23 protein-coding genes and 2 pseudogenes are annotated in these 26,855 nt (G+C 58.2%); 12 read left to right on the top strand and 13 right to left on the bottom strand.

The genetic code is table 11. From position 1 onward, the window contains the following. The first annotated feature begins 21 nt into the window (after window positions 1-21). The 3 genes from GSQ93_RS20015 to fahA all read left to right on the top strand — a co-directional run bounded on the left by GSQ93_RS20015 (window position 22) and on the right by fahA (window position 2,925). Window positions 22-201: a hypothetical protein gene (locus tag GSQ93_RS20015; RefSeq protein ID WP_121947662.1), complete on the top strand. Its 180-nt coding sequence runs from the start codon at window positions 22-24 to the stop codon at window positions 199-201. 89 nt (window positions 202-290) lie between these two features. After that, entirely contained in the window at window positions 291-1,586 is a 1,296-nt protein-coding gene (hmgA, locus tag GSQ93_RS20020) for a homogentisate 1,2-dioxygenase (RefSeq protein WP_121947663.1), read from the top strand. Window positions 1,587-1,608: 22 nt separating this feature from the next. After that, entirely contained in the window at window positions 1,609-2,925 is a 1,317-nt protein-coding gene (gene fahA / locus GSQ93_RS20025) for a fumarylacetoacetase (protein ID WP_158937380.1), read from the top strand. Window positions 2,926-3,007: 82 nt separating this feature from the next. Here the strand turns inward: fahA and GSQ93_RS38190 are convergent. Then, window positions 3,008-3,230, bottom strand: a pseudogene (locus tag GSQ93_RS38190) (DUF6429 family protein); the annotation flags it as partial. 209 nt (window positions 3,231-3,439) lie between these two features. Here GSQ93_RS38190 and GSQ93_RS20030 point away from each other — a divergent pair. From GSQ93_RS20030 to GSQ93_RS20040, 3 genes are all read left to right on the top strand, one after another. Beyond that, window positions 3,440-3,700, top strand: coding sequence for a hypothetical protein (locus tag GSQ93_RS20030; protein ID WP_158937381.1), 261 nt, complete (start codon window positions 3,440-3,442; stop codon window positions 3,698-3,700). Window positions 3,701-3,888: 188 nt separating this feature from the next. Continuing rightward, a complete protein-coding gene (locus GSQ93_RS20035; protein WP_158937382.1) occupies window positions 3,889-5,157 on the top strand; it encodes a M20 family metallopeptidase in 1,269 nt (422 codons plus the stop codon). Next, window positions 5,154-5,798 (top strand): trimeric intracellular cation channel family protein, encoded by a 645-nt coding sequence (locus GSQ93_RS20040; RefSeq protein WP_158937383.1) that lies wholly within the window; start codon window positions 5,154-5,156, stop codon window positions 5,796-5,798. Before GSQ93_RS20035 ends, GSQ93_RS20040 begins: the two co-directional genes overlap by 4 nt. A 61-nt stretch (window positions 5,799-5,859) precedes the next feature. Here GSQ93_RS20040 and GSQ93_RS20045 read toward each other — a convergent pair whose 3' ends face one another. The 10 genes from GSQ93_RS20045 to GSQ93_RS20090 form a co-directional block, all read right to left on the bottom strand. Continuing rightward, window positions 5,860-7,236 carry an MFS transporter gene (locus tag GSQ93_RS20045; protein WP_158937384.1) on the bottom strand — a complete coding sequence of 459 codons (1,377 nt, stop codon included), beginning with the start codon at window positions 7,234-7,236 and terminating at the stop codon, window positions 5,860-5,862. An 86-nt stretch (window positions 7,237-7,322) separates the two neighbouring features. Beyond that, entirely contained in the window at window positions 7,323-8,192 is an 870-nt protein-coding gene (purU, locus tag GSQ93_RS20050; protein ID WP_158937503.1) for a formyltetrahydrofolate deformylase, read from the bottom strand. Between the two features lie 41 nt (window positions 8,193-8,233). Continuing rightward, entirely contained in the window at window positions 8,234-8,674 is a 441-nt protein-coding gene (locus GSQ93_RS20055; protein ID WP_158937385.1) for a dihydroneopterin aldolase, read from the bottom strand. Between the two features lie 45 nt (window positions 8,675-8,719). Next, window positions 8,720-9,307 carry a sarcosine oxidase subunit gamma gene (locus tag GSQ93_RS20060; RefSeq protein ID WP_158937386.1) on the bottom strand — a complete coding sequence of 196 codons (588 nt, stop codon included), beginning with the start codon at window positions 9,305-9,307 and terminating at the stop codon, window positions 8,720-8,722. Beyond that, window positions 9,297-12,293, bottom strand: coding sequence for a sarcosine oxidase subunit alpha (locus GSQ93_RS20065; protein ID WP_158937387.1), 2,997 nt, complete (start codon window positions 12,291-12,293; stop codon window positions 9,297-9,299). The genes GSQ93_RS20060 and GSQ93_RS20065 overlap by 11 nt, the downstream gene beginning before the upstream one ends. After that, the gene (locus GSQ93_RS20070; protein WP_158937388.1) at window positions 12,290-12,571 is read right to left on the bottom strand and encodes a sarcosine oxidase subunit delta; all 282 of its coding nucleotides are present in this window, start codon (window positions 12,569-12,571) and stop codon (window positions 12,290-12,292) included. Before GSQ93_RS20070 ends, GSQ93_RS20065 begins: the two co-directional genes overlap by 4 nt. Before the next feature lie 30 nt (window positions 12,572-12,601). Beyond that, window positions 12,602-13,846 carry a sarcosine oxidase subunit beta family protein gene (locus GSQ93_RS20075; protein WP_158937389.1) on the bottom strand — a complete coding sequence of 415 codons (1,245 nt, stop codon included), beginning with the start codon at window positions 13,844-13,846 and terminating at the stop codon, window positions 12,602-12,604. A gap of 11 nt (window positions 13,847-13,857) precedes the next feature. Continuing rightward, window positions 13,858-15,234: an L-serine ammonia-lyase gene (locus GSQ93_RS20080; RefSeq protein ID WP_158937390.1), complete on the bottom strand. Its 1,377-nt coding sequence runs from the start codon at window positions 15,232-15,234 to the stop codon at window positions 13,858-13,860. 10 nt (window positions 15,235-15,244) lie between these two features. Next, complete coding sequence (gene glyA, locus GSQ93_RS20085) at window positions 15,245-16,504, bottom strand: serine hydroxymethyltransferase (protein ID WP_158937391.1); 1,260 nt, start codon at window positions 16,502-16,504, stop codon at window positions 15,245-15,247. Window positions 16,505-16,585: 81 nt separating this feature from the next. Then, window positions 16,586-17,797, bottom strand: coding sequence for a M24 family metallopeptidase (locus tag GSQ93_RS20090; RefSeq protein WP_158937392.1), 1,212 nt, complete (start codon window positions 17,795-17,797; stop codon window positions 16,586-16,588). 562 nt (window positions 17,798-18,359) lie between these two features. Here GSQ93_RS20090 and GSQ93_RS20095 point away from each other — a divergent pair. Continuing rightward, window positions 18,360-19,094, top strand: coding sequence for an IS6 family transposase (locus GSQ93_RS20095; RefSeq protein ID WP_158937393.1), 735 nt, complete (start codon window positions 18,360-18,362; stop codon window positions 19,092-19,094). Window positions 19,095-19,146: 52 nt separating this feature from the next. Here GSQ93_RS20095 and GSQ93_RS20100 read toward each other — a convergent pair. Continuing rightward, a pseudogene (locus tag GSQ93_RS20100) lies at window positions 19,147-19,419 on the bottom strand (IS6 family transposase); the annotation flags it as partial. Window positions 19,420-19,868: 449 nt separating this feature from the next. Here GSQ93_RS20100 and GSQ93_RS20105 point away from each other — a divergent pair. The 5 genes from GSQ93_RS20105 (at window position 19,869) to GSQ93_RS20125 (ending at window position 24,983) form a co-directional block, all read left to right on the top strand. Further along, the gene (locus tag GSQ93_RS20105) at window positions 19,869-21,062 is read left to right on the top strand and encodes a phosphotransferase family protein (protein WP_158937394.1); all 1,194 of its coding nucleotides are present in this window, start codon (window positions 19,869-19,871) and stop codon (window positions 21,060-21,062) included. Window positions 21,063-21,064: 2 nt separating this feature from the next. Further along, entirely contained in the window at window positions 21,065-21,613 is a 549-nt protein-coding gene (locus GSQ93_RS20110) for a hypothetical protein (protein WP_158937395.1), read from the top strand. Window positions 21,614-21,671: 58 nt separating this feature from the next. Beyond that, window positions 21,672-23,162, top strand: coding sequence for an aldehyde dehydrogenase family protein (locus GSQ93_RS20115; protein ID WP_158937396.1), 1,491 nt, complete (start codon window positions 21,672-21,674; stop codon window positions 23,160-23,162). Between the two features lie 50 nt (window positions 23,163-23,212). Further along, window positions 23,213-24,085, top strand: a complete 873-nt coding sequence (locus tag GSQ93_RS20120; protein ID WP_158937397.1) for an oxidoreductase — start codon at window positions 23,213-23,215, stop codon at window positions 24,083-24,085. A gap of 202 nt (window positions 24,086-24,287) precedes the next feature. After that, a complete protein-coding gene (locus GSQ93_RS20125; RefSeq protein WP_158937504.1) occupies window positions 24,288-24,983 on the top strand; it encodes a tyrosine-protein phosphatase in 696 nt (231 codons plus the stop codon). Between the two features lie 106 nt (window positions 24,984-25,089). Here GSQ93_RS20125 and GSQ93_RS20130 read toward each other — a convergent pair whose 3' ends face one another. Continuing rightward, complete coding sequence (locus GSQ93_RS20130) at window positions 25,090-26,463, bottom strand: MFS transporter (protein WP_158937398.1); 1,374 nt, start codon at window positions 26,461-26,463, stop codon at window positions 25,090-25,092. Between the last annotated feature and the right edge of the window lie 392 nt (window positions 26,464-26,855).

Raw genomic sequence — 26,855 nt, forward strand, 5'->3', positions numbered from 1 at the left:
AACCCGATAAAGGAGAACGCCATGACCGACAGCGACCTCGATAACGTCTACACCCGACTGTGCAAGACCATGACCCAAGTAGGCGAGGCCAACACTTCATTGTTTCTCGCGCGTTTCGCGATGCTCGCGATCGATACGATCGACGACCCGGCCGTCGCGCTGAACCTAATCGACGATGCGAGCGAGGGGATGTCTGAATAAGTGACGGGTCGCCGGCCACGCATGCAAGCGCGGCCGGCATCGCCACCCTTTTCTAAGGGGGCCAATGTTTTTTGCAGGAGATCGAAACAATGACACTTAACTATCAAACCGGCTTCGCCAATGAATTTGCCACCGAGGCCCTGCCCGGTGCGCTTCCCGTGGGGCGCAACTCTCCGCAACGCGCGCCTTATGGGCTTTACGCCGAGCAACTCTCGGGCACGGCATTCACTGCGCCGCGCCATACCAACCGTCGTTCGTGGTTGTACCGGATCCGTCCGGCCGCCATGCACTTGCCGTTCGAGCGTATCGAGAACGCTCGCCTGCTGAGCCGCTTCGACGAAGTACCAACACCGCCGAATCAGCTGCGCTGGGACCCCTTGCCGATGCCCGATGGACCAACGGATTTCGTGTCGAGCCTGGTGACCATGGCGGGCAACGGTGGCCCCGACGTAGGGAGCGGATGCGGAATCCACCTGTATGCCGCCAACTGCTCCATGACCGACCGTTTCTTCTACAATGCCGACGGCGAGCTGCTCATCGTGCCGCAGCAGGGACGGCTGCGCCTGGCGACTGAAATGGGTTTGCTCGAGGTGGAGCCGCAGGAGATCGTCGTCATCCCGCGCGGCGTGCGCTTTCGCGTGGAATTGCCAGATGGCGAGGCGCGCGGCTATGTTTGCGAGAACTATGGCGCACTGTTCAAGCTGCCGGACCTCGGCGTGATCGGATCCAACGGCCTGGCTAATTCGCGCGACTTCCTCACGCCGGTCGCTTCCTACGAAGACCGTGAAGGCGAGTTCGAACTGGTCGCGAAATTCGAAGGCAATCTCTGGCACGCCCAGATTGACCATTCCCCGCTCGACGTGGTCGCGTGGCACGGCAACTATGCGCCGTACAAATACGACCTGCGCCGCTTCAACACGATCGGCTCGATCAGCTACGATCATCCCGATCCGTCGATTTTTTTGGTGCTCCAGGCCCCCACCGACACACCTGGCGTCGACGCAATCGACTTCGTCATCTTCCCGCCGCGCTGGCTGTCGATGGAAAACACTTTCCGCCCGCCGTGGTTCCACCGCAACTTCGCCAGCGAATTCATGGGCCTGATTCATGGTGCGTACGACGCGAAGGCTGAAGGCTTCGCGCCTGGTGGCGCGTCGCTTCACAATTGCATGAGCGGGCATGGCCCGGACGCCGATACATTCGCCAAGGCGAGCGCAGCTGACACGACTCGGCCCGACCACGTCACGAACACCATGGCGTTCATGTTCGAAACGCCTGCCGTCATCCGACCGACGCGCTACGCGCTCGAATCGTCCCAATTGCAAAGTGAGTACTACCAATGCTGGCAAGGCTTGAAAAAGCATTTCAATCCGGCGCAGCTCTGAATTCGCACAATGGAGATACCGCATGTCAATGCTCAATGAATCGCACGACCCGACTCTTACGAGCTGGGTCGCGCAAGCAAACGAGCCGGGAAGTGATTTCCCGATTCAAAATCTTCCCTTCGCCGTGTTTCGCCGCAAGGGTTGCGACGAGGCATTCCGCGTTGGCGTAGCCATTGGCGACCGGATCGTCGATCTCGGGGCAGCCGCAGGAAGCGGCGTTTTCTCGGGTGAGGCGGCCTTCGCCGCAGCTGCGTGCGGCGACGCAAGCCTGAACCGGCTGATGGCCATGGGACCCGCAATCTGGTCCGCACTGCGGCTCGCCCTTTCTCGGGCATTGCGCACAGGTGCGCCAGAGGCAACGATTCTTTCGGACAAGCTGGTATCACAAGCGGAGGCTGAGTACACCGTTCCGGCGCGCATCGGTGACTACACAGATTTCTACACGTCGGTGCATCACGCGACCAATATCGGCAAGCTGTTTCGCCCGGACAGTCCCCTGATGCCAAACTACAAATGGGTACCAATCGGCTATCACGGCCGTGCGTCCTCCATTGGCGTTTCCGGCCACGCGTTCTCACGTCCTATTGGCCAGACCTTCCCTCCGGGGGCAACGCAACCAAAGTTTGGTCCTAGCAAGCGCCTGGACTATGAACTGGAACTTGGAATCTTTATCGGCACAGGCAACGAGTCAGGAACGCAGGTCCCGATCACCGAGGCTGAATCGCACGTCTTCGGCCTATGCCTGCTCAACGACTGGTCAGCCCGTGATATCCAGGCTTGGGAATACCAGCCACTTGGACCATTCCTCTCGAAAAACTTCGCAACGACCATCTCACCCTGGGTCGTCACGCTGGAAGCGCTTGCGCCGTACCGTGTCCCCTTCACAAGGCCGGAAAGCGATCCCCAGCCTCTGCCCTATCTGGATTCGGCACAACAGCGCGAAGTTGGCGCGATCGACGTGCAACTCGAAGTTTGTCTCGAAACGGAAGCGATGCGCGCGGCCGGCAGGCCAGGCGCACGGCTCAGCCTCACGAGTTACCGGCATGCCTATTGGACGATCGCGCAGATGGTTGCGCATCACACAGTGAACGGTTGCAACCTGCAGCCCGGAGACCTTTTCGGCACCGGCACTCTCTCCGGCCCCTCTCTGGATCAGGCCGGCGCCCTTATTGAACTCACCGCTGGCGGAAAACAGCCGCTGAGCCTGCCCGACGGCGAACAGCGGACTTTCCTCGAAGACGGCGACCTCATCATCATGCGCGGCTGGTGCGAAACGGCCGGCGCTGCACGCATCGGATTTGGGGAGTGCCGCGGGATGGTGTTGCCGGTGAGGCGCTAAGCTCCGGATATTGCTCATCACGAATCACGCCTCCTGGCGGCCGGCGTGGCGGCCGCTGTTCCTCGCGAGCGCCGCCGGCATCGAAATGCAGGTTAAAGAGCCGTTCGGACTCTCGTAAGCCCTCGTCTCAGTCACGATCACTGACCTCGTTTTGGTGGTTGGGTCACTGATTAGGCCTCCTTTGTAGGGTCGATTCAACATAGCCCTGTCGACGTCCTTCCATGCCCGATTACGATCGTGCAAGGTCAAGTTGAGTGGAGGAGTGCTAATACAACCTTATCGGTTGCGTCAGTGTTGATGTTCATAGCGTTTACGCCTCGACTTTTTCAAACTGCGCGATAGCCAAGATTTCGTCGGCTGATTTCTCCCACATAAACGGTCGAAGATTTTCGTCATAGCTATCAATTTAATCGCGGATCGCGGCTTCAAGTTGGCGAGTCGAACGACTTTTCAGCGAGCCGTCGACCGATGCTGCTCTGTCCAACGTCCCCAACGACAAGGCAGGATCGGCCTCATGCATCTACAGAATGGCTTCGTCGCTGGGTGCGGCCTTTGGCGTGGCTATCTCGGCGGCGATTTTACGTCGCTAAGCCACATGGAGGGTCTTTCTCCGATGGCTGAGATCGCCCTTGGGCGAACCAACAATCTTGCCGTGCGCTATGCGGCCGCCATCGCATTGCTGTTCAACGTGCTGATGGTCGTGGTGGCGATGATCGCCATCATGCGGACAATACCCAAAGGGAATTCTCAAGCGTCCGGCACCCCGGCAGCCTAGACTCGATAGGTGATCTCACCCGGCGCGATTGTCACCTCGAAGAAGGTGGAAGTAGACTTATTAATTGTAGCCGTCCGCGTCTACTGCCGGCAGGCACTCCGCATCTTTCAGCTTTGGCGCGAAAAATCGCGTCCCCGCCATGGTGTTCCTATGGCAATGCAAGCTTTGTAACCATTGAAGGTGGACATATGAATTCGTTCATGACTGCGTTGACCGTTCGCGTTGACGAACTGCTCCCGGAACTCGAAGCGATCTACAAGGATCTGCATCAAAACCCGGAACTGTCGATGCAGGAGGTGCGTACCGCGCGCATTGCAGCCGACTACCTGGCTGCGCAGGGATTCGAGGTAACGCGCGCCGTCGGCGTGACAGGTGTGGTGGGCGTGCTGCGCAACGGTGAAGGCCCGACGGTCATGCTGCGCGCGGACATGGATGCCCTTCCGATGAAGGAGGCGACTGGTCTGCCCTATGCGAGCATCGCCACCTCCAAGGATGAAGATGGCGTCGAGGTAGGCGTCGCCCATGCCTGTGGGCACGATCTGCACGTGACGTGGCTGATGGGTGCTGCACGCCTGCTGGCCGAGCACCGGGAATCGTGGAAAGGAACAATCCTGGCTGTATTTCAGCCAGGCGAGGAAGTTGGTCGCGGCGCGCAAAGCATGATGGACGACGGCATGGCGAAGCGGTTTCCAAAGCCCGACATTATTCTCGGACAACATGTGATGGTAGGAGAGGCCGGCACTGTGGGATACCGCAGTGGCACGATTCTTTCGGCAGGCGACAGCATCAAGGTGAAGCTATTCGGGCGCGGCTCGCATGGTTCGCAACCGCAAACATCGATCGACCCGGTGATCATGGCGGCAGCGACGACGATGCGCCTTCAAACTATTGTTTCGCGCGAAATCGCGCCGAGCGACAGTGCCGTGCTGACAATCGGAGCGCTGCAAGCGGGGACGAAAGAAAACATCATCCCCGATGATGCGACGCTCAAGCTGAACATTCGAACCTATGACGAAGACGTGCGTGACTACATGCTGTCAGCGATCCGGCGTATCTGCTGCGCCGAATGCACAGCCTCCAATTCGCCGCAGGAACCTGAGTTCACCACGCTAAGCAGTTATCCGTTAACCGAGAACGACGCGCAAGCCACCGCGCGTATTGCGCATGCGTTCGAGACACAGTTCGGCGACCGCGCCCATGAAACCCCTCCTGCCGCGGCAAGCGAGGACTTCAGCGTATTTGGCCGTCGCTGGGAGGTGCCGTACGTATTCTGGATCGTCGGTGGCACGGATCCGCAGGTTTATGCGAAGGCGAAGGCAGACAAGCAGCTCAATCTGCTGCCCAGCAACCATTCTCCGAAATACGCACCAACCTTAAATCCCACGTTGAAAACGGGACTACAGGCCATGTTGTGCGCTGCAGCGGAGTGGCTCTGTGAAGAGAAAGTTTCTACGTGACCGGACATGCCTTGTTTCTGCTACTCGATCTGATCGGCACGTTCGTGTTTGCCATCAGCGGGGCCGTGGCAGCGAAACAGCGCAATCTTGACCTGTTTGGGGTTGTTGTAATGGCGTTCGTTGTCGCATGTGGCGGAGGCATCGTGCGTGATGTGTGCATTGGGGCGGTGCCGCCAGCGGGGCTGTCCAACTGGCGCTATCTGGTTGCCGCCATGGTCGCTGCATTGACGACGATCGTCGCGTACCCACAAGTGAGGCGGATGCGACACCCGGTGCTTTTCTTTGACGCTATCGGCCTCGGGCTGTTTGCAGTATCGGGCGCCCAAAAGGCGCTTGCTTACGGTCACAATGCCGAAGTCGCGATATTGCTGGGGGTGACGACCGCCGTAGGCGGCGGAACATTACGCGATGTGCTACTTGCACGGGTACCAGTCATCCTGCAAAGGGAGATTTACGCGTCCGCGGCACTGCTGGGCGCGGCAATCCTGGTCGCCTGCGAGGAATTTGGCCTGTCACAACCGTGGACCCCATGGGCTGCCACGCTTGTATGCGTGGGCTTGCGTCTCTTCTCGCTCCGTTATCACTGGCATCTCCCCACCTTCGCTAGGCGCGATGCCGAAAAGACAGGGTCTGGCCGGTGATGAACGCTGATGACAGGAGCTGCGCCATTGCGACGCGAGTCCACGCAATCAAATGGAATAGCTAGTCGTCTGCGAGTGGCGCTCGTGATGTTTCTCGGCTAGCAAGCATGGCAACTAGAGCGACGAGAGCCGCGCCGACCATGTACCACGCTGGGGCGAGCTTGCTACCCGTCGTATGGATTAACCAAGTCGCAACGAAGGGCGCCGTGCCACCGAACAACGCGTTTGCAGCATTGAAACAGAAGGCAAACCCGCTATACCGGACGCGCGTCGGAAAAATCTCCGACAGAAAGCATGGCAGCGTGCCGTCGTTCATCGTCAGGAGTGCACCGAACGCAATCTGGATCATCACGATTGTCATGAAGCTGGCACCGACAAGTCCCTTGAACAGCGGTACCGTCAGTATGACAAACAGGACCGAAGCACCGATCAGCATTGTTTTGCGACCGAAACGATCCGAAAGAGCCCCCATGATGAAGATGAAGCCAATATAGGCGGTGAGAGAAATGGTCGCCGCGATAAATGATTCCGTTTCTCCCATGCCCATCTCGGTCGACAGATAGGTGGGCATGTAGCTCAGCACCAGATAAAACGCCACTGCGTTCAGACACGTGACGCCAAACGCGATCAACATCTTTCCACGATGGACGGTCAGCAGTTCCGTGACGGGCGCACGCGCGACGTGTTGCGACGCTTCGAGTGCCTTGAACTTCGGCGTATCTTCCAGACGTACTCGAATGTAACGCCCGATCAGCCCGAACGGCGCGGCAAGCAGAAACGGCAGGCGCCAGCCAAACGACTGAATTTGTTCAGCCGTGAGGACCGCGTGTAGTACGGCTACAAAAATCGACCCGAACAAAAGACCCGCAGCTGTGCTGGCGGGAACGATACTCGTATAGATGCCCCGCTTGCCCTCCGGCGCGTATTCAGCGAGAAATGCGGATGCTCCCGCATATTCACCGGAGGCGGAGAACCCCTGGACAAGTCGAACGACCAATAGAAGAATCGGCGCGAGGATGCCGACTTGGGCGTACGTCGGTAAGAAAGCAATCACGAACGTCGAGGCCGACATGATCAAGATGGATAGCGAAAGTGCCGTCCGACGACCGATCTTGTCGCCAAAGTGGCCCCAAACGATACCTCCGATCGGCCGCACGATAAACGAAATTGCAAAGATGGCGTAGGCGGCAAGCAGACCCGTTGCGGCATCAGTCTTTGGGAAAAAGACTACTGCAATGATGGTCGCCAGATAGCCATAGGACGCGTAGTCGAACCACTCGACGAAGTTCCCGATGAAGCTCGCCATCGCCGCGCGCTTAAGCAGACGCCCGTCTGGCGCCGGCGTTGCCTGGCCATTTCCCGACGGGAAAGGTATGCCCGGCCGTGAGATGACGCCGGCAGCCGCTGACCGGCCTGAAACCGCTTTCTTGGTACTCATTTGGTGTCTCCAAACATGAATCGTGAGATTGCTGCGTTTTCGGCTGCGGCTCTTCGGGCCACTTCACCGGCCTCGACCTGCTGAAACTACTGAAGTACGACGGTTCGGTTACCGTTGATAAAAATGCGACGTTCGACGAAGAGCTTGACCGCGCGCGCAAGCGCGAGGCATTCAACATCGCGTCCCGTTGCAAGCAGCCGCTCGGGGTCATACGCGTGATTGACCCGTTCCACGACCTGTTCGATGATCGGACCTTCGTCGAGATCATTGGTCACGAAGTGCGCTGTTGCGCCGATCAGCTTCACGCCGCGGGCATGGGCCTGGTGATAGGGCTTTGCGCCTTTGAATCCAGGCAGAAACGAGTGGTGAATATTGATGGCGCGCCCCGCGAGCCGCTCACTAAGTTCGGCTGAGAGCACCTGCATGTAGCGCGCGAGCACAACCAGTTCGGCACCGGTGCGTTCGATCAGGGCCAACATCTGCGCTTCCTGCTGCGGCTTGGTATCGGCGGTCAGCGGCAAATGGTGAAACGCGATGCCATTCGCGAGCGCGAGCGGCTGCAGGTCGGGATGATTCGATGCAATACCGACGATGTCCATCTTCAACTCGTCCATGCGCCAGCGGAACAGCAGGTCGGCGAGGCAATGATCAAGCTTCGACACCATGATCAGCACCTTCGGCTTGACAGAGACGTCGTGGAGCGCCCAAATCATGTCGAAACGCTGGGCGACCGCCACGAACTCTGCCCGCAACGCGTCGACTTGCAACTCGTGCGAAGAAGTTGCGTGAAAAATACAGCGTACAAAAAAACGCGCGTTTGAGTCGTCGTCGAACACGTTAAATTCGTCGATATAGCATCCGTGCTCATCGAGAAAGCGAACCATGGCGGCCACCTGCCCGGGTGCACTTGGACAGGTAACGGTCAGCGCAAATTGGGGGCTTCGCTTCGCTCTCATCGTAATTGTTTCAGTCATTGCGACTCCGTGGGTCGGATGTGTCATGCGCGCCCGCCTTTGGTGACAGAGAGCGCAACCAAGTGGGCACGCCAGCGCAGATAGTCATGACGACTCCAGCGCAGGCGTACACCAACCCGCTCAGTGGAGCGCACTGCGTGTGGCTTGTAGAGCGTGAGCACGGCGTCTTCCAACATTGGGAAGCGGTCGAAGCCCAACGCCAGCAGATCGGCGGCAAGCCGTTCCACCAGATCTGTGTGTGGCTGTTCGTCGAGGTAAGCGCAGAGCATCCGGCAGAACGCGTCGTAATCCAGACAATCTTCGATATGCTCCGGCAGCGCCAGGCTTCGACAATGCAGCACCGCATCGATTACCACTGGTTGCGACACGCGTTCATGGCCGTAGATCCCGACCCGGGTCTGCGCTCGCAACTGATCGATCACGACCTCCCATTCGATTGTTGGTAGGGCTTCGGTCGGGTTCATCGATTGATCTCCTCTGTATGGCGAGCGCAGCAACGAACACGGGTGCTATACAAGATACGGTTGCGCCGCGTCGAGCAACATGAGGCAGCCGTATTCGGCAAAGCTGCGCCGCACGATGACCTGAAACCGATCGTCGCCATTGCGGCACAGCGTGATGCCTGCCTTGAAAAAGTGCGTTTGCGCACACTGCCCCTCAACGAACGCACGCGGATGGAGATCAAGCGGACAACCACTTGCCAGCACAGCGCGCACATTCGCCCCTTCGATGTCGATCACGGTATAGCCACTGCTGACGTCGACAACTGCGTAGTGTTGACTGCCGAGTGCGTCGCGAAATCCTCGCTCCAGATCGGCGGCCATATCCTGGGTCGACTGGATCAGCCACTCGTCTGGCCCCATCCAGATCGCCACACGTTCGCCTGCTACCGCGCGTTCGCCAGACGACGTCGGCAGCGCGACGCCCAACACCCGCTCAACCGCCGCGTGGAACATAGCGCCATCGCCGCGTAATGTCAGAAGCGTCATGAACGGTCGCTCGGTGAGCTGAAAGCGCCCGGACATGCCGCTCGAGGAAGACGCGACTATCGGCTCGATGCCGACCAGCGGCGACTCCTGAATCAGATCATTGAACATGTTGCCGTACTCCTTCCGGATCGTAGAACACAGGACTGCAAACTTCAGCTTCGACGCACTGCGTGGCGGAGATCGACACAAAGACTCGTTGGCCCATTTTTTCGAGGCCGCCCTTCACCACGGCAAGAGCAATCGAGCGTCGCAAGATTGGACTCATGTAGCTTGACGTAACGTGGCCCAACATCGGCGCAATGCCCGGCGCTGACGACGTCGTCACAATCTGCGCACCTTCGGCCAAGACAATGTGCGGGTCGACGCTCTTCAGCCCAACGAGTTGCTTGCGTCCTTCGCGCTGTGTGTCCGAGCGCGTCAGCGACCGCTTGCCGAGGAAGTCTTTTTTCGCAACCATCCCGCCCATACCGAGATCGAAAGGGGTGATTGAACCGTCCGTATCCTGGCCGACGATGATGTAGCCCTTCTCCGCGCGCAGCACGTGCATCGTTTCCGTGCCGTAGGGCGTGATGTCGAATTCGCGACCGGCGCTCATCAGTTCTTCCCATACGCCGCGTCCGAAATTCGCCGGCACGTTGACTTCGTACGCCAGTTCACCGGAGAAGCTGATACGCATGACGCGCGCGGCTGCCCCGGCCACCGTGCCGTTGCGATAGGTCATGAATGGGAACGCCGCGTTTGCGAAATCGATGTCCGCACACACCTTTTGGAGCACTCTGCGGCTGTTGGGCCCAACCACGGCGAATGTCGCCCAGTGATCGGTGACCGAATTCAAATGCACCTTCAAGTCCGGCCATTCCGTTTGAAGCCACCGCTCCATCCAGTTCAGCACCCTTGCGGCGCCGCCCGTTGTGGTGGTCATCATGTAGTGCTGTTCGGCGAGCCGGACGGTCACGCCGTCGTCAAACACCATGCCGTTTTCATCAAGCATCAGGCCGTAGCGGCATTTGCCTACCTCCAGCTTGCTCCACGGGTTGGTGTACATCCAGTTAAGCAGTGTGGCGGCGTCCGGGCCCTGGATATCGATCTTGCCGAGTGTCGATGCGTCCAGAATGCCCACACTGTTGCGCACCGCGAGGCATTCGCGCGCGACCGCTGCGTGCAGGTCCTCGCCGTTCCTCGGGTAGTACCAGGGGCGCTTCCAGTTACCCACGTCCTCGAATGCAGCACCGTGTGCTTCGTGCCAGGGGTGGATGCAAGTCTTGCGGATCGGATCCAGAAAGTCGCCCAATTCGCGTCCGGCGATTGTCCCAAAGGTCACCGGGGTATAGTTCGGTCGGAAGGTGGTGGTGCCCGTTTCGGGAATGGTTTTGCCCAGCGCGCTGGCAAGAATCGCCATGCCGTTAATGTTGCCGAGCTTGCCCTGATCGGTGCCGAAGCCCATCGCGGTATAGCGCTTGACGTGCTCGACAGAGTGATAGCCTTCCCGCGCGGCGAGCAGGATGTCAGCCGCGGACACATCGTTTTGGAAGTCGACAAACCGCTTCGGCCCCCGCGACGCCTCGCCTAAATTTGCTACCAGCCACAGCGGCAATAGCGGCGTCTCACCCGAGGATTTCGCCTGCCATTGCGGTACGGTGCACTGTGCAAAACCACAAGATTTTGCCGATTGCCGGCCCGCAGCGACGCCGTCAGCGAGCGCTTCGGGCAACTGAAAGGCGCCACGCGCCGCACCAACGCTGCATTCGGCCTGAACGCTCGCGCCCGGCACAAAACACGCGTTGTCGTCTTTCCATGCGGCTTTGCCGCCCGACTGGGCAAACAGATGCAGCACCGGATTCCAGCCTCCGGACATACCCACCAGGTCGCAACCCAGCGTAGCCATATGCCCGACTACACGCCCGTTGGCATATTGTGAAACGGACACGCTCTTGACTCGCTCTTTACCCTTCGCCTCGGTAATTACCCCGTTATTGACAATCGCGACGCCATTGCGCGCTGCATGTCGGGGCAATTCACCGGTGCTCGCGCTGCGTGCATCCACCACTGTGACATCAGCACCGCACGCCTTAAGATCCAGCGCGGCGCGATACCCTTCGTCATTGTTGGTGAAAATCACGGCTCGCCGTCCTGGCACGACACCGTATCGCTTGATGTATGTCGTGATCGCGGACGCCAGCATAATTCCGGGCAGATCATTGTTGCCAAATACCAGCGGTCTTTCATGCGCCCCCGTTGCAAGAATCACCTGCTTCGCGCGAATCTTCCACAAGCGCTCGCGTGTGACGCCACGCGTCGAAACCGGCAGGTGGTCGGTCAAACGTTGCGTTGCCGTGACCAGGTTGTGATCCTGATAGCCGAACGCAGTACTACGCGTCAGGACGGTCACCTCGGGCATGTTCTCGAGCTCGCGTTCGATGGCCTGCACCCACGCGCTGGCCGGTCGGCCGTCGATGGTTTCGCCGGTCGACAGCAGACTTCCGCCCAGTTCAGGCTGGTCGTCGACGAGAATGACCCGTGCGCCGCTTGACCCGGCCGTTCGCGCCGCAGCGAGGCCCGAGGGACCTGCGCCCACCACCAGAACGTCGCAATGCGCAAAGCGTTTGTCGTAGCGGCTGGGGTCAAGGACTTCGGGTGCCTTGCCCAGACCCGCGGCGTGCCGAATGCGCTCTTCGTATTTGGGCCAGAAGCTGCGCGGCCACATGAACGTTTTGTAATAGAACCCGGCCGGCATGAAGCGCGAAAACTTCTGGTTGATCGCCATGCGGTCATGCTCGAGGCTCGGCTCGGCGTTCACGCTCGTCGCAACGAGTCCCTGATAGAGCTCGATCTCGGTCGCCCTAGCATTGGGAATCGTGTGAGCACCACACTCGAGTTGCACCAACGCGTTCGGTTCTTCAACCCCTGCGGTGACAATGCCGCGGGGCCGGTGATACTTGAAGCTGCGTGCGACAAAGTGTACGTCGTTCGCGAGCAATGCCGAGGCCAACGTGTCGCCTTGGAAGCCCTGATACGTGCGGCCGTTAAACGTGAAGGTCAGAGGGGTTGCACGATTGACTCGGCCGCCCGATTGCAAACGGTTCTGCTGGCTCATGCTGATTCTCCATCATTCAAACTGCCGATCTTGCTGACTGACCGGAATGCATAGGTCACCGTGTCGCGCTCGGCGTTAAACCAGCGCCGGCAGCCCTGCGCATGGTTCCATTGTTCGCGGTGCATGCCGCGTGTGTTCTTGCGCATGAACAGGTAATCGCCCCACTCTTTGTCGGAGAGATGCTCTGTATCAAGCGGTCGCACGATGTCGGCTTCCCCACCGTATGAAAACTCCGATTCGGCGCGCGGACCACACCAAGGGCATTGGATGAGCAACATAAAGGTCTCCTGCTTAGTCGTAGTGCGCGCTTAGTGCGCGACGGCTGCGGCGCCGTGTTCGTCAATCAGATGGCCGGTGTAGAACCGGTCGAGCGAGAACGGCGCGTTTAGCGCATGCGGCGCATCGTTGGCGATCGTGTGGGCGAATGCCCAGCCCGACCCTGGCGTCGCCTTGAAGCCACCCGTGCCCCAGCCGCAGTTGAAGTACAAACCTTTGATGTCTGTCTTACTGACGATCGGGCACGCGTCCGGGGAAACGTCGACGATGCCACCCCACTGGCGGTTCATACGCACTCGGCTGAACACCGGGAACATCTCGACGATCGCCTGCAACGTGGCTTCGATCGTATGGAAACTTCCGCGCTGACCGTAACCCGTGTATTGATCTATGCCCGCGCCGATCACCAGATCGCCCTTGTCGGACTGGCTGATGTAGGCGTGCACGGCGTTGGACATGATCACCGTGTTGACAATCGGCTTGATCGGCTCCGACACCAGCGCCTGCAACGGGTGACTCTCGAGCGGCAAACGGATACCGGCCATTTCGGCGAGAACACTTGTATTGCCGGCGGCAACCACCGCCACCTTCTTCGCCCTGATAAACCCTTTGACGGTTTCGACCCCGGTGACGGCGCCATTGTCACGACGGATGCCAGTTACCGCGCAGTTCTGGATGATGTCTACGCCATGGTGATCCGCGCCACGCGCATAGCCCCACGCCACCGCATCATGTCGCGCGACGCCGGCGCGCCGCTGAAACGATGCGCCCAGCACGGGATAGCGGCTCTGAAGGTTGATCACCGGTACGATCTCCTTGATCTGTGCCGGTGTCAGAAATTCAGCGTCGACGCCATTCAACCGGTTCGCATTGACGCGGCGCTCCGTGTCACGCACGTCCTGCAGTGTATGCGCGAGATTCATTACACCGCGCTGGCTGAACATCACGTTGTAGTTGATGTCCTGCGAGAGACCTTCCCACAGCTTCAACGCCTTCTCGTAAAGCGCAGCAGACTCGTCCCACAAATAGTTCGAACGAACAATGGTGGTATTTCGAGCGGTGTTGCCTCCGCCAATCCAGCCCTTTTCCAGCACCGCGATGTTGCGCACGCCGAGTTCTTTCGACAGGTAGTAAGCTGTCGCCAGACCGTGCCCTCCTCCCCCGACGATGACCACGTCATACTCCTTCTTGGGCTCCGGGCTCTTCCACGCCCGCTCCCAGTTCTCGTGATACGACAAAGCATTGCGCACCAGACTGAATATCGAATACCGACTCATGATTTTCTCCTTCAACACTCGATCACGTTGACCGCAAGGCCCCCGCGAGACGTTTCCTTGTACTTGGTTTTCATATCGGCGCCCGTCTCACGCATGGTCTTGATGACCTTGTCGAGCGACACGTAGTGCTTGCCGTTTCCTCGCATCGCCATGCGTGCGGCATTCACAGCCTTCACCGCGCCCATTGCGTTGCGCTCGATGCAGGGGATTTGCACGAGGCCCCCAACCGGATCGCAGGTCATGCCGAGGTTGTGCTCCATGCCAATTTCGGCGGCGTTTTCAACCTGCTCCGGGGAGCCACCCATCACGGCCGCAAGCGCTGCGGCAGCCATTGAGCAGGCAACACCGACCTCGCCCTGGCATCCAACCTCAGCACCTGAGATTGAAGCGTTTTCCTTGTACAGCAGGCCAATCGCCGAGGCGGTCAACAGGAATGTGACAACGCCGTCATCGTTCGCGCCCGGGACAAACTTCATGTAGTACTGCAGCACCGCCGGGATAATCCCCGCAGCGCCGTTTGTCGGCGCCGTCACAATGCGGCCGCCGGCCGCGTTTTCCTCGTTCACCGCCATCGCATAGAGGTTGATCCAGTCGATCATCGACAGCGGGTCACGCAGGCTCTCTTCAGATTGGGCTTTCAACTGTTGAAAGAGCTCCGCCGCTCGACGCCTGACCTTCATCGGTCCGGGCAAGTGACCTTCCATCGCGCAGCCGCGGGCGATCGCCGCTGACATCACGTCCCGGATCTTCAATAACCCTTGCCGCACTGCTTCAGGTGTGCGCCAAGTGGTTTCATTGGCGACCATAAGTTGCGCGATTGATATACCGCCCTCCCCGCACATGCGCAACAGGTCGAGGCCTGTCTTGAACGGGTAAGGAACCTGCGCCACGCCTTCCTGACCGTTGAGCCGTTCTCCTGCATCGTCTACAACAAAGCCGCCCCCGACAGAGTAATAGGCCTGCTCATCGAGTACCTTTCCGCCTTCATCAAACGCGGTGAATCGCATGCCATTGGAATGAAACGGCAGCACCTCGCGACGCAGAAACACAATCTGCGATTTTTCCTCGAAGGCAATCCGATGGACCCCGGCGACATCGATCGATTTCGTTGCACGAATGTGGGCAAGCCGGTTATCGACGTAGTCGGGATCAATGGTGTCCGGGAGGTTTCCCTCAAGCCCAAGCAAAACCGCCTTGTCAGTGCCGTGGCCTTTGCCGGTCGCACCCAGTGAACCATACAAGTCTGTGCGGATCGCACGAACCTTGTTCAGCGTCTGCGCCTTAAGCATGCGTGTGGCGAACCGGCAAGCCGCGATCATCGGCCCCACCGTGTGGGAGCTCGACGGTCCGATGCCGATTTTGAAGAGATCAAAGGTACTGACGTTCATGGCTTTTCTCTTAGAGTCCGGCGTACACAGGCAAGCGCGCGCATAGTGCCGCGACTTGTTCGCGGACACGCTCCTCAACTTGCGTGTCCCCCAAGTTGTCGAGCACATCGCACATGAGCGCGGCCGTCAGCACAGCATCGGACTCGTTGAAACCACGCGTCGTGATCGCAGGCGTTCCAATTCGGATGCCGCTCGTCACGAAAGGCGATTGCGGATCGTTTGGCACCGCGTTCTTGTTGACCGTGATGTGAGCACGGCCCAACGCCGCGTCCGCGTCCTTGCCGGTCATCCCCTTTGCGACCAAGTCGACGAGAAACAAGTGATCGTCCGTGCCACCGGACACAACGTCGTAGCCGCGTTCGATGAATACCGCGACCATTGCTCGCGCGTTTGCGATGGTCTGTTTTTGGTACTCGACGAAGTCCGGTCCGAGCGCTTCCTTGAATGCAACCGCCTTTGCCGCAATCACGTGCATGAGCGGGCCACCCTGGGTACCCGGGAAGACCATCGAGTTGAGCTTTTTCTCGATCTCGGCGTTGGCTTTGGCTAAAATCAGACCGCCGCGCGGGCCGCGCAAAGTCTTGTGCGTGGTCGTCGTGACAATATCGGCAAACGGTACGGGGTTCGGATAGAGCCCTGCTGCAACCAGCCCGGCGACGTGCGCCATGTCGACGAACAGATAGGCGCCGACTCGGTCCGCTATTGCCCGAAAACGTTCGAAATCCAGCACACGCGAATAGGCCGAAAAACCCGCCACAATCATCTTGGGCTTGTGTTCAACCGCAAGCCGCTCGACCTCGTCATAGTCAATCAGCCCGGTCTTTGTATCGACCCCATACTGAACCGCGTTGTAGAGCTTGCCCGAGAACGACACCTTCGCGCCGTGCGTCAGGTGGCCGCCATGCGCGAGACTCATGCCGAGAATCGTGTCGCCGGGCGTGAGCAGCGCCAGATAAACTGCGGCGTTCGCCTGCGAACCACTGTGCGGCTGTACGTTTGCATAGTCAGCCTTAAAGAGCTGCTTGGCACGCTCGATTGCCAGCGACTCCACAACGTCAACGTGCTCACAGCCACCGTAATATCGCTTGCCGGGATAGCCCTCAGCGTACTTGTTGGTCAGCACGGAACCTTGTGCTTCGAGCACGCGCGGGCTTGCGTAATTTTCTGACGCGATCAGCTCGATATGAGCTTCCTGACGCTGGCGCTCAAGCGTCATCGCGTTGGACAGATCCGGATCAAACCCGGCTATAGTTTGTTGTACTGAAAACATTAAATGCCTCCTGCTTAATCTACATGAGCTACTTGAGCTGCTTCGCCCTGCGGCTGTCGCCGCAGGGTTTCTTCGGGATAGTTAAGCCTTGATGATGTTCTTATCAGGGCCGTACGCGAAACCAGTGATGTTGGTGGCGTCCTTCTCCCCGATCACCAGGATGTCATGCTCGCGATACCCGCCCGCACCCGGCATGCCCTCGGGCAGCATGATCATCGGCTCCATCGAGATCACCATGTTCGGTTCCAGAATGGTGTCGATGTCTTCGCGCAGCTCAAGCCCCGCTTCGCGGCCGTAGTAATGCGACAGCACCCCGAACGAATGACCGTACCCAAACGTGCGGTATTGCAGCAGGCCGTATTCGTCGTAGATCTTGTTCAATTCATGCGCGATGTCGCTGCAACGTGCGCCCGGTTTGATCAACTTGAGGCCCGCTTCGTGCACCTCGACGTTGACCTTCCAGAGCCGCAGGTGTTCGTCCGAGCAGTGGTCGAAGAACATCGTGCGCTCGAGCGCCGTGTAGTACCCCGCGATCATCGAGAAGCAGTTCAGGCTCAGGATGTCGCCCTTTTGTACCTTGCGCGTGGTGACCGGATTATGAGCGCCGTCGGTATTGATACCGGACTGGAACCACGTCCACGTATCCATCAACTCCGAATCGGGAAACCGGCGGGCGATCTCGCGCACCATCGCCTGGGTCGACGCGAGCGCCACTTCATGTTCCGGCACGCCTTCGTGCACCGCTGCAGCAAGTGCGGCGCCGCCTACATCACAAACGTTCGCGCCGTGGGTAATCACCGCGATTTCTTCGGCCGACTTGATCATGCGCAGGCGCATGGTCTGCGCGCCAATGTCGACAAACTCGACATCAGGCAGCGCCGCTTTCAGCTTAGCCAGCACATCCACCGGTACGTGGTCGAACTCAATACCCACGCGGCCCTTGTTATCAATCTCGCCCTGCACTGCACGGAAATAATTATCCCGCTGCCAGTCGGTGTAGACCACGTTGTAGTCGCCCACTGTGCGGCGCCATGGCTGACCACCATCGATGTTCGCCGAGATCGACACGACCTTCTTCTGCGTGACCACGAGCCCGTACTTGCGCCCGAACGAGCAATACAGGAAGTCGGCGTAGTAGTTGAGGTTGTGATACGAGGTGAACAACACCGCGTCGATGTTCTCGCGACTCATTAGCTCTCGAAGCTTGCTTTGCCGGCCGGCGTATTCGGCGTCCGAGAATGTGTGCTTCACTTTTTCGCCATTCTCGATTCGAATCAGATTCTTCAGTTCCATCCACTTGCTCCTTGGTGACGAGGTGAGTTCGTGGAGCAAATAGTAGAAGTTCGCCAATTTTTAAAATAATCGATTGCGACAAAGCACTTTTCAATTTCGACACCGAGGGTATACACAGCGCCCTATATTTTTAATAGGTAACGCTAACGAAAGGTATTCGTACGTCGACGGAAAGCGGATTTGAGATTAGGGAGCGGGAGTGTTTGCTTCTGAGGGCTCGCGAGTCTGAACGTTTTGTTTTCATCGCGTGCAGTCACGCTTGCGGAAGCAAAACGTCGCTCCGTACCCGAACTCAAACTGGCCGCAGACGAGATGGTCATGGCACTCGAGGCAGAGGAAGTCGCATCGCGGGCTGAAAAAGAGGCATCGTGAGACGCCCGCGTAGAGTTTTGCCGGAGGAAGGGCTTTCGGATCAACAAGTTTGCCCTTGCCGTGGGTCATCCTGGCAAGCAGATACGCGCTGGCATTAATGCTCTGATTCACAATAATCCAGGCAAAAACGGAATTAGACTCGTAATAATGGCATTGTCAGGTTGTTGGGTCGGTCACGTAAGATGTCGCGATGAAGAAATCGAAATCGCTCTATCACGGTCACCGTTTTCCAGCCGAGGTCATCAGTTGCGCGGTGCGCTGGTATTTTCGCTTTCAGTTGAGCTTGCGTGACATCGAGGAACTGCTTTTTGAGCGCGGGGTGATCGTGACCTACGAGACGATCCGTTGCTGGTGCGACAAGTTCGGTAAAGGCTTTGCTCACCGGGTGAAAGCCGCGCGACGCAAGCCCGGTAGTACGTGGCACCTTGACGAGATGTTCGTCACCCTGCGTGGCGAGCCGTATTTGCTATGGCGTGCGGTGGACGAGCATGGCGCGGAACTCGATATCCTGGTACAAAAGCGGCGCGACAAGGCGGCCGCCAAACGCTTCTTCAAGCGCTTGCTGCGTTCGAACCCGGTGCCCCGCAAGATCGTCACCGATCAGTTGCGCAGCTATCCGGCGGCAAAAGCCGAGATCTCGGAACTTGCGAAGGTGAAGCACGTGTTCGTCAAAGCGGCAGCCCGATTAAACAACCGGGCAGAGAACAGCCACCAACCGACACGCGAACGCGAGCGTCGCATGCGCGGCTTTCGAGACGCGAAATGCACGCAGAAATTCCTCTCTTGCTTCGGGCCGATCCGGCAACATTTCGCGCTCAAGCGACATCTGCTGTGCGCTTCACTCTATCGCAAACAACTCGCTGCCCGATTCGTCGCCTGGCGCGAATTCACTGAACTCACCCAAGATCCGTCCTCTGCTTTCTGACAGATCGTCCAACGACCGCCATATCGCTCACTTCCCTCAAGTTGACAACGCCGCCACGAATCTTCAGGTAGGTTTCGTCAACACGCCATGATCGCCCTGTGGGTATGCCAAAACGATTCCAACGCTTGACGAACTCCGGCGTAAAACGCTTCACCCAGCGCATAATCGTCGTGTGTGCCAGCGACAAACCCCGCTCGGTCATCATCTCGACAAGATCACGCAGACTGAGCTTGTAGCGAAGGTACCAGCGCACGCAGAGGATGATGATTTCCCGATCAAAATGTCGTCCTTCGAACGCCTGCTCTAAACCCTTCAGCTTGCTCATCACCGGTCGCTAGATTATTGGGCTGAGTACTTTAACCGATCCACCGAACCTATTTGCACCAAAGCCAGAAGTAGCCGGCTGCCACCTCCATTGAAAGATGCTAGTCACCATATTTGGCTAAGGTCGGCGTTTACCCCGATCGAATGTCGTCGATTCTCGGAATATCCTTCATTTATTCTACACGAATGATCAATATGTTCTAGATAAAGTAGCAAATACGGCGGATACGTTGATACGGACTTTAGGCCCTTGCTCCTTGGCAGAGAAAATCCATCAGAAAGCTTTGGGTGAATCAAATTCGTCAGCGACGACCTGGAAGTCGGTTGCAAATTCGCTTCGGTAATGCCACGTCGCATTTTGCCCGGTTTCATCGACCCGGTATCAATCTTTTGCTGGTGCACTCACGCGGCATTAGTGACTCAAACGGTCCTAACGTAGGGAAAATACGAATGAATCTCGCAACCATGAAGCACACAGAGAATAGTACCGACACTGGAATCGTGTCTGCGGAGGCCTCTCGCCGCATTGAACGTAGTCTCGAAGAATTGCTTTCCGAAAGACTCCGTCGGCGCGAAAGCGCCGCGGTCTCGCCAGGACAGGTTAGCCTCAAAGAAATACAGGCTCAGTTGGAGAAATTTCTTGGCGACAACATAGAACACCATTTCGCCGTTCAGAACCTCAAACGCATGTCCGGAGGCGGCGCTAACGAGTCTTATCGATTCAACCTCGTTCGCGCCGATCTTTCTGAGACCCTGGTTCTTCGAATTAAGGCGCTCGGCGCCTGCTGCGAAACGCATGTCCCACGCGAATTTCAGATGATGCAGGCGGTGTTCGGCGTCCTGCCGACTGCCAAGCCCTATTGGGTGGCAGCGGACCACGCACACTTCGGTGCTCCGGCCTTGATCTGCGGTTTTGTGCCGGGAATCCAGGCGCCTCCTTCTGCGGTCGTTAAAGCAACGGGCATGGGAACGCGCTACGGCGAACCATTGCGCAAGCTCCTCGCACCTCAATTCGTTCGTTACGAAGCTACCTTGCACGCGTTCGACTGGGAGACGTGCAATCTTGATCACTTCGACAAACCGCGTCCAGGCACCACAGATGCGATTGATTGGCGGCTCGCTTTCTGGGACCGGGTGTGGGAAGAGGACAAGATTGAAGAGCACCCCACGATGCTTCTGGCGAGAGACTGGCTTTGGGCCAATCGGCCTATCGTCGACCGTGTGTCACTTCTGCACGGGGATTTCCGTAACGGCAATTTTCTTTATGCCCCGGAGACCGGAGAAATCACGGGCGTCCTTGACTGGGAGCTGTGTTCGCTGGGAGACCGGCACTGCGATCTTGGCTACACCATGCTCCGCGCGTGGGGACACGACGGCCCCGACGGAAAATTTCTGAACTCCGGGTTAATGGACACCGAAGCGTTCATCGCTGAATACGAACGAGTCTCCGGGCTGAAAGTCGACAGCACGCGTCTTCACTACTATCTTGTGTTTGCAATTTACTGGTCTGCGGTGGCGCTTTACGCAACAGCAATTCGGAACGCAGACGCGCGCTTGACACAGCTTGACGTTATGTACAATTTAATTGCCGGCAAAGGCGGATTTGACATCGGCGAGCTCAATCGCCTTGTAGTGGAGAAATAATTATGAACCCGACCGTTGCCCAGCAACTCCAGTCGATGAAGCTTCGAATGGAAGAGACGATCATTCCCGAGATCAACGAAGACGCAACGTTCGCGCGTGAACAGGCGGCTTTCATTGTCATGACCCTCGACTGGCTTATGCAAACCCATGAACATCAATACCGTTATGAGGTCGTCGAAAATGCAGAATACCGTGCGCTAGTCAGTCGCATGCTCGATGCCTCCGGCGATCTTCCGAACGATGAGGCGCTGCGCGCGCAGGTGCAACATGTGCTTCGCGAACCGGGGCCGGCACCGCAAGAAGCCGTGATCCGGTTGAGCGAACTGATTGGCCAGAACCGCCGGTTGAAACAGTTGACCGCCCAAATTTTCAACGCACTCTGCCGACGTTCGACATCAGACGCGGACGCCGCTCGCGCGCTTATTGGAGGGGTATCGATCAATCAGGGAAATCGTGAACTGGCCTTCTTCAAAGGTACCGGATTTACAAACACGTCCTATGATCTTGGGCAGCTTCTCGGAGAGACCGCAGGAGTGACGACCCACCCCTGAAACGCGGTGGTTGCCGTCTGCCTCAACAATCTCCCGCCCTGGACAACCGGACCGAACCATGCAACAACAGACACCCTTTGACCGCTCGCACCCCTTCCTCGACGGTAACCCTAAACTTCTCCTGATCGACGGCAAGTGGGTCGTGTCGGAGTCCGGCAAAACGTTCGTCAGTATTGACCCCTCCACGGGATCAGCACTGGCAGTGGTAGCGGAAGCTGGCCCGGAAGATATCCAGCACGCCGTGCGGGCGGCCCGTAAAGCGTTCGAGGGGCCGTGGCGAAAGTTCAAGCCATTCGACCGGCAACAAATACTGCTGAAACTGGCCGACTTGCTCGATCACAACTATGACGAGTTGGCCAAACTTGAATCCCTCGACTATGGCGGTCCCATCAGTCGGACTGTTGGCAGGCGCCGGCGTCACGTTGGACTGCTTCGCTATTACGCGAGCCTCGCGGTATCGATTCACGGCGAAACGATTGAAAATTCGATCCCTGGCGACGCATTCAGCTACACGCTAAGAGAACCTGTCGGCGTAGTCGGTGGCATCTTCGCTTGGAACGCGCCGCTCGACATGGCGATCTGGAAAATCGCGCCTGCGCTTGCCACCGGCTGCACGATCGTCCTGAAGCCTTCTACCGAGGCAGCCCTCACCGCCCTTCGCTTCGGGGAGCTACTCCAGCAAGCAGGCCTTCCCGACGGTGTCGTGAATATCGTGCCGGGAGGCGTGGCCGCGGGCGCCGCGCTCGCGGACCATCCGGACGTCGACAAGATCACGTTCACTGGATCCACGGCTACAGGACAAGCAATCGTGCGAGCCTCCGCTGGCAATCTCAAACGGCTTTCGCTCGAGTTAGGCGGAAAGTCGCCCAATATCATTTTCAATGACGCCGATCTCGAAGCCGCCGTGCCCGGCGCGGCGATGGCGGTCTTCGCGAACTCGGGTCAGTCGTGTGCGGCAGGAACCCGGCTTTTTGTGCAAGACGGTATTTATGAAGAGTTCGTCAACCGGGTCGCAGCCCACGGAAAAAAGCTGAGGGTTGGCGACAGCCTCGATCCGCAAACCGAAATCGGCCCGCTCATTTCCGATCGGCAAATGCAACGCGTGCTCGGTTATATGCAAAGCGGAGTCCGCGAAGGCGCACGGCTGCTGGTGGGCGGCGAGCGCCATGCGAATCCTGCGCTGAATAACGGATACTTCGTGCAGCCAACAGTATTTGCCGACGTGAAAGACGACATGACCATCGCTCGTGAAGAGATTTTCGGGCCGGTGGTATCGGCGATTCGCTTTACGGACATCGACGAGGTGATCGCCCGCGCCAATCAATCCGCTTACGGGTTAGCCGCCGGCATCTGGACGAACAACATAAACAATGCTCATCGGACTGCTCGCGCCCTTGCTGCCGGCTCAGTATGGGTCAACTGCTATACGAATCTCGACCCTGCCGTTCCATTCGGGGGTTACAAAATGAGCGGCCAAGGGCGCGAGTCGGGCGTCCAGCATCTTGAGAGCTTTCTCGAGGTCAAGGCAGTCACCATCAAAATCGTGTGATCAGATATCGGGTTGTAGCGACAATGCAGCCCGGTAACAAGGAGACTTGAATGTTCCCAACTTCGCAGCGTCTATGGTTTATTACTGGTTGCGACAAAGGACTTGGCTATGCAATCGCCGAGGCGGCTTTGGAAAAAGGCGATCGGGTGGTGGCCACGGTATTCGCCGCCGATGGCAAGAGTGCCCTGAGCGAGCAATTCGGCACTCGTTGCTTATCCCGCCATCTGGATGTGACCGATAGCAAAGCCGTCCATGAAGCGGTTCAGCAAGCCGAAGAAGAATTCGGCGGCATTGATGTCGTGGTGAACAATGCAGGTTACGGTCTCGTCGGCGCTGCGGAGGAAATCGATTCGCATGAGTACCGACCCATGTTCGAGGTTAATTTCTTCGGGCTCGTCGAAGTTACGCGAGCGGCACTGGCAGGCATGCGCCGCCGCCGACGTGGTCACATCATCAATCTTTCTTCTCTGGTCGGCTTTGTCGGTGCACCTGGTTTTGCGTTCTACAGCGCCAGCAAGTTCGCGGTTGAGGGTTTCTCGGAGTCGTTGGCGAAGGAAGTCGGGCCATTGGGTATCAAGGTAACGATGATCGAACCCGGGGGCTTTAGAAGTGACTTTGCCGGCGGCTCTCTTGCCCGATCGCAGACCATGATCGAAGATTACGCCTCGACCAGCGGCGCGACCCGCGACTACCTCTCCACGCGGCATGGCACACAACCAGGTGACCCAGCCTTGCTCGGCGCCGTGCTTACGCGCCTTGTTGACATCGAAGATCCGCCGCTACGCCTGCCACTGGGACGCGACGCTCTCGAACAGGTCAGCGACAAAGCCAATTTCGTTCGTGCCGAGCTTGATAAATGGAGTGAGCTTTCTCTCTCCACGAATTTTGTCGCTCCCGATGCATCCAGCGAATCTACTGCCTGAGCGCCTGCTCGCCGCAGATTGGCACCCCTGCCAAGCCTTTCTCCGAATGCCGTCGTAGTCACGCTTCGCGTGCGCCAGGCGGCTCTTTCCGATCCCATCCAATGTTCAATCCCCATCTTATCGCGCTGCAAGGCGCACCCAATTTCCGCGATGTCGGCGGTATTCGGACAACTGAAGGACTTGCCCTGTTGCCGAACCGCGTATCCGTTCGGAGCGCCTCTCCTGCCTTTCGCTCGCCGACATTGCCATCGTGCGGGCGCTTGGGATCCACTCTGTGTACGATCTTCGCAGCAAAGCTGAAAGCCTTCGAAACCCGAACCGGATGCCTCCTGATTGGACAGGGCACTACGTTCATCTCCCGGTCGCTGCGGATATCCGGGCTCGGAAATCCGTGTTCGAGCCACTGATTGCAAAGCCAACGGCAGCCGGCGCTCGCGAGGTCATGGAGTCCATCTACCGGTCGTTCCCATCAGCATTCGCACCACACTTGCGCCAGCTTTTCGATCGAATGACAGTTCCCGCGCTTCCGATGGTGATTCACTGCACAGCCGGAAAAGACCGCACTGGATTTGTAATCGCAGTTCTGCTCTCCGCGCTCGACGTCCCGATCGGAACGATCTTTGCGGACTATCTGCTCACTTCGAAGTTCGGCTTTGCGCAGGCCACGTTCGACGAGGTCAGAACGCTGATCGCCTCGCAGATCAGTGTCATGCCGGCGGAAGAAGTGGTTCACACGATCCTCGGTGTCGACCGAAGCTATTTGCAAGCCGCGCTCGATCAGATCGACGAGTCATACGGCTCGATCGCTGGATATCTCCGGGATGCATGCGGCGTAAGCCGGGACCAGATCGCCAGGCTAAAAGCGGCATTGCTTGTGGATAGCGGAGCCGCTGCCTAGAGAGCCTGCGTTGAATAGGTTGCAGACCCGAAAGCGGCGTCAAGCGACTGCCACGCCGATGGCGGCCGCTCGTCAGATGATTCCTTCTTACCGCCCTGGCATCGAACTAAACTGGTAGCTGCTTTCTCAGGACCAGCGCGTACATCACAGCCGAAAACATCGCCAGGCAACCCGTCAAGACCAAGGCCACGAAGAAGCCCCCCAGTCGGTCCACAACAATGCCTGTCACCAATGGCGCGCAGGCCGCCCCTAAAAACCCGCCGAAGTTTTGTATGCCTGCGAGCGACGCAACCATGCGCCCGGTGGTCACTGCTTCCGCGGCGAGCGTTCCGTAATTCGCGGTAGAAAGGCTGTAGGCAAACATCCCGGCGGTGAGCATGACGATTGCAGTTGTTGGCGTCGTGCAATAAGCCGTGCCGAACATGGCGAGTCCTGTCAGCACAGCCGAGATCGCCATCATCGTTCGCCGGGCAGTGAATGGGTGATATCCGCGACGAACTAGCATGTCCGAAAGCCGGCCGCCCAGCAACACTGCAATCCCACCAGCGATATAGGGAATGGACGCCAATATTCCCGCGCGGCCGATCGTAATACCCTGGCCTTTCTGAAGATAAGTGGGCAGCCACGAAATGTAGAACCACAGAACATACTGGAAGGAAAAGGCGCAGATCAGCATGACCCACGTCGTGCGGTATCGAAAGAGCGAAAGCCATGGGCTTGCGACCACTGGCTCGCTGCCTTGTTTAGCCTCGTTAGCGGAGTGCAACCGTCCTGCCCTGATGTAGGCCAGTTCCTGTTTGCTCAACCACGGATGATCCTTGGGGTCGTGATACAGAACCAGCCATCCCAGCAGGCCGATTGCTCCCAACGCACCCATGATCATGAACATACCTGGCCAGCCATATTCCATCATCAGGAAAGTAGACAAAGGCGGCACGATTGCGAGCCCGAACTGGGAGGCAGAGAGGTAAATGCTCGACGCGGCGGCTTTCTCGTGGTCAGGAAACCATGCGTCGGTCGCCTTGAGGCTCGCGGGAAAGAGAGGTGCCTCGGTTACGCCAAGTGCCAGCCGCAAAAATATGAATGTCTGCACGGATTTGGCAAATCCAGTAAGAATCGCGACGATCGACCACGCGCCGGCAGCGAACGCCATCAATACCTTCGCGCCAAAGCGGTCTGTGGCCCACCCGACAGGTAAGCTCATCAATGCGTAAGGCCAGAAGAACGCTGACAGGATGACGCCCATCATTGTGTTGCTGATATGCAGATCGCGCATGATCAGCGGCGCGGCAACCGCGAGATTTCCGCGGTCGAGGTAATTGGTCAACATCAGAATAGTTAGGATTGCTACGATTCCCCATCTCAGGTTATGGCCTTTTGGTCTGCTGATGGGAACGAGATTTTCCTGTCCCTCTCCGTCAGACGCGATCATTGGTTTTGTATGCATATCCATATCGTCTCCAGCATAGCCTCGCGGCACATTTATTATCCGACGGCAGCGCCAGCGGGCGCTGATCGATCGAACCGCTCAAAAGCACCGCGAATTCATCCTGGCGTAGCGGCTCGACCAATCACAACTCACTCATCTGCATTGCCAGCAACTTAGCCGAGTGAAGGGTCGATTTCATTCCGCCGTCTTTCACTTCGTGCTACTTATAACGATACTTTAATTATTAATTTGTAGTATGTAGGTGTTTTCGCGAGTTTTCCCGATTGTTCGCGGCGTCGCACACTTCTGCTCGCGTTAGCGGCCGCGTCGGCGAGTGAATTGAGTGAGTTCAGTGCAGGTCACGAATCCGCACCGTGGCGAGACGCAAATGCAGGCCTGCGGACGGGAAAGAACCGACACAAATGTGCATCGCTGCGGTGACG

The organism is Burkholderia sp. S171 (genome assembly GCF_009766085.1).
Lineage (GTDB): Bacteria > Pseudomonadota > Gammaproteobacteria > Burkholderiales > Burkholderiaceae > Caballeronia.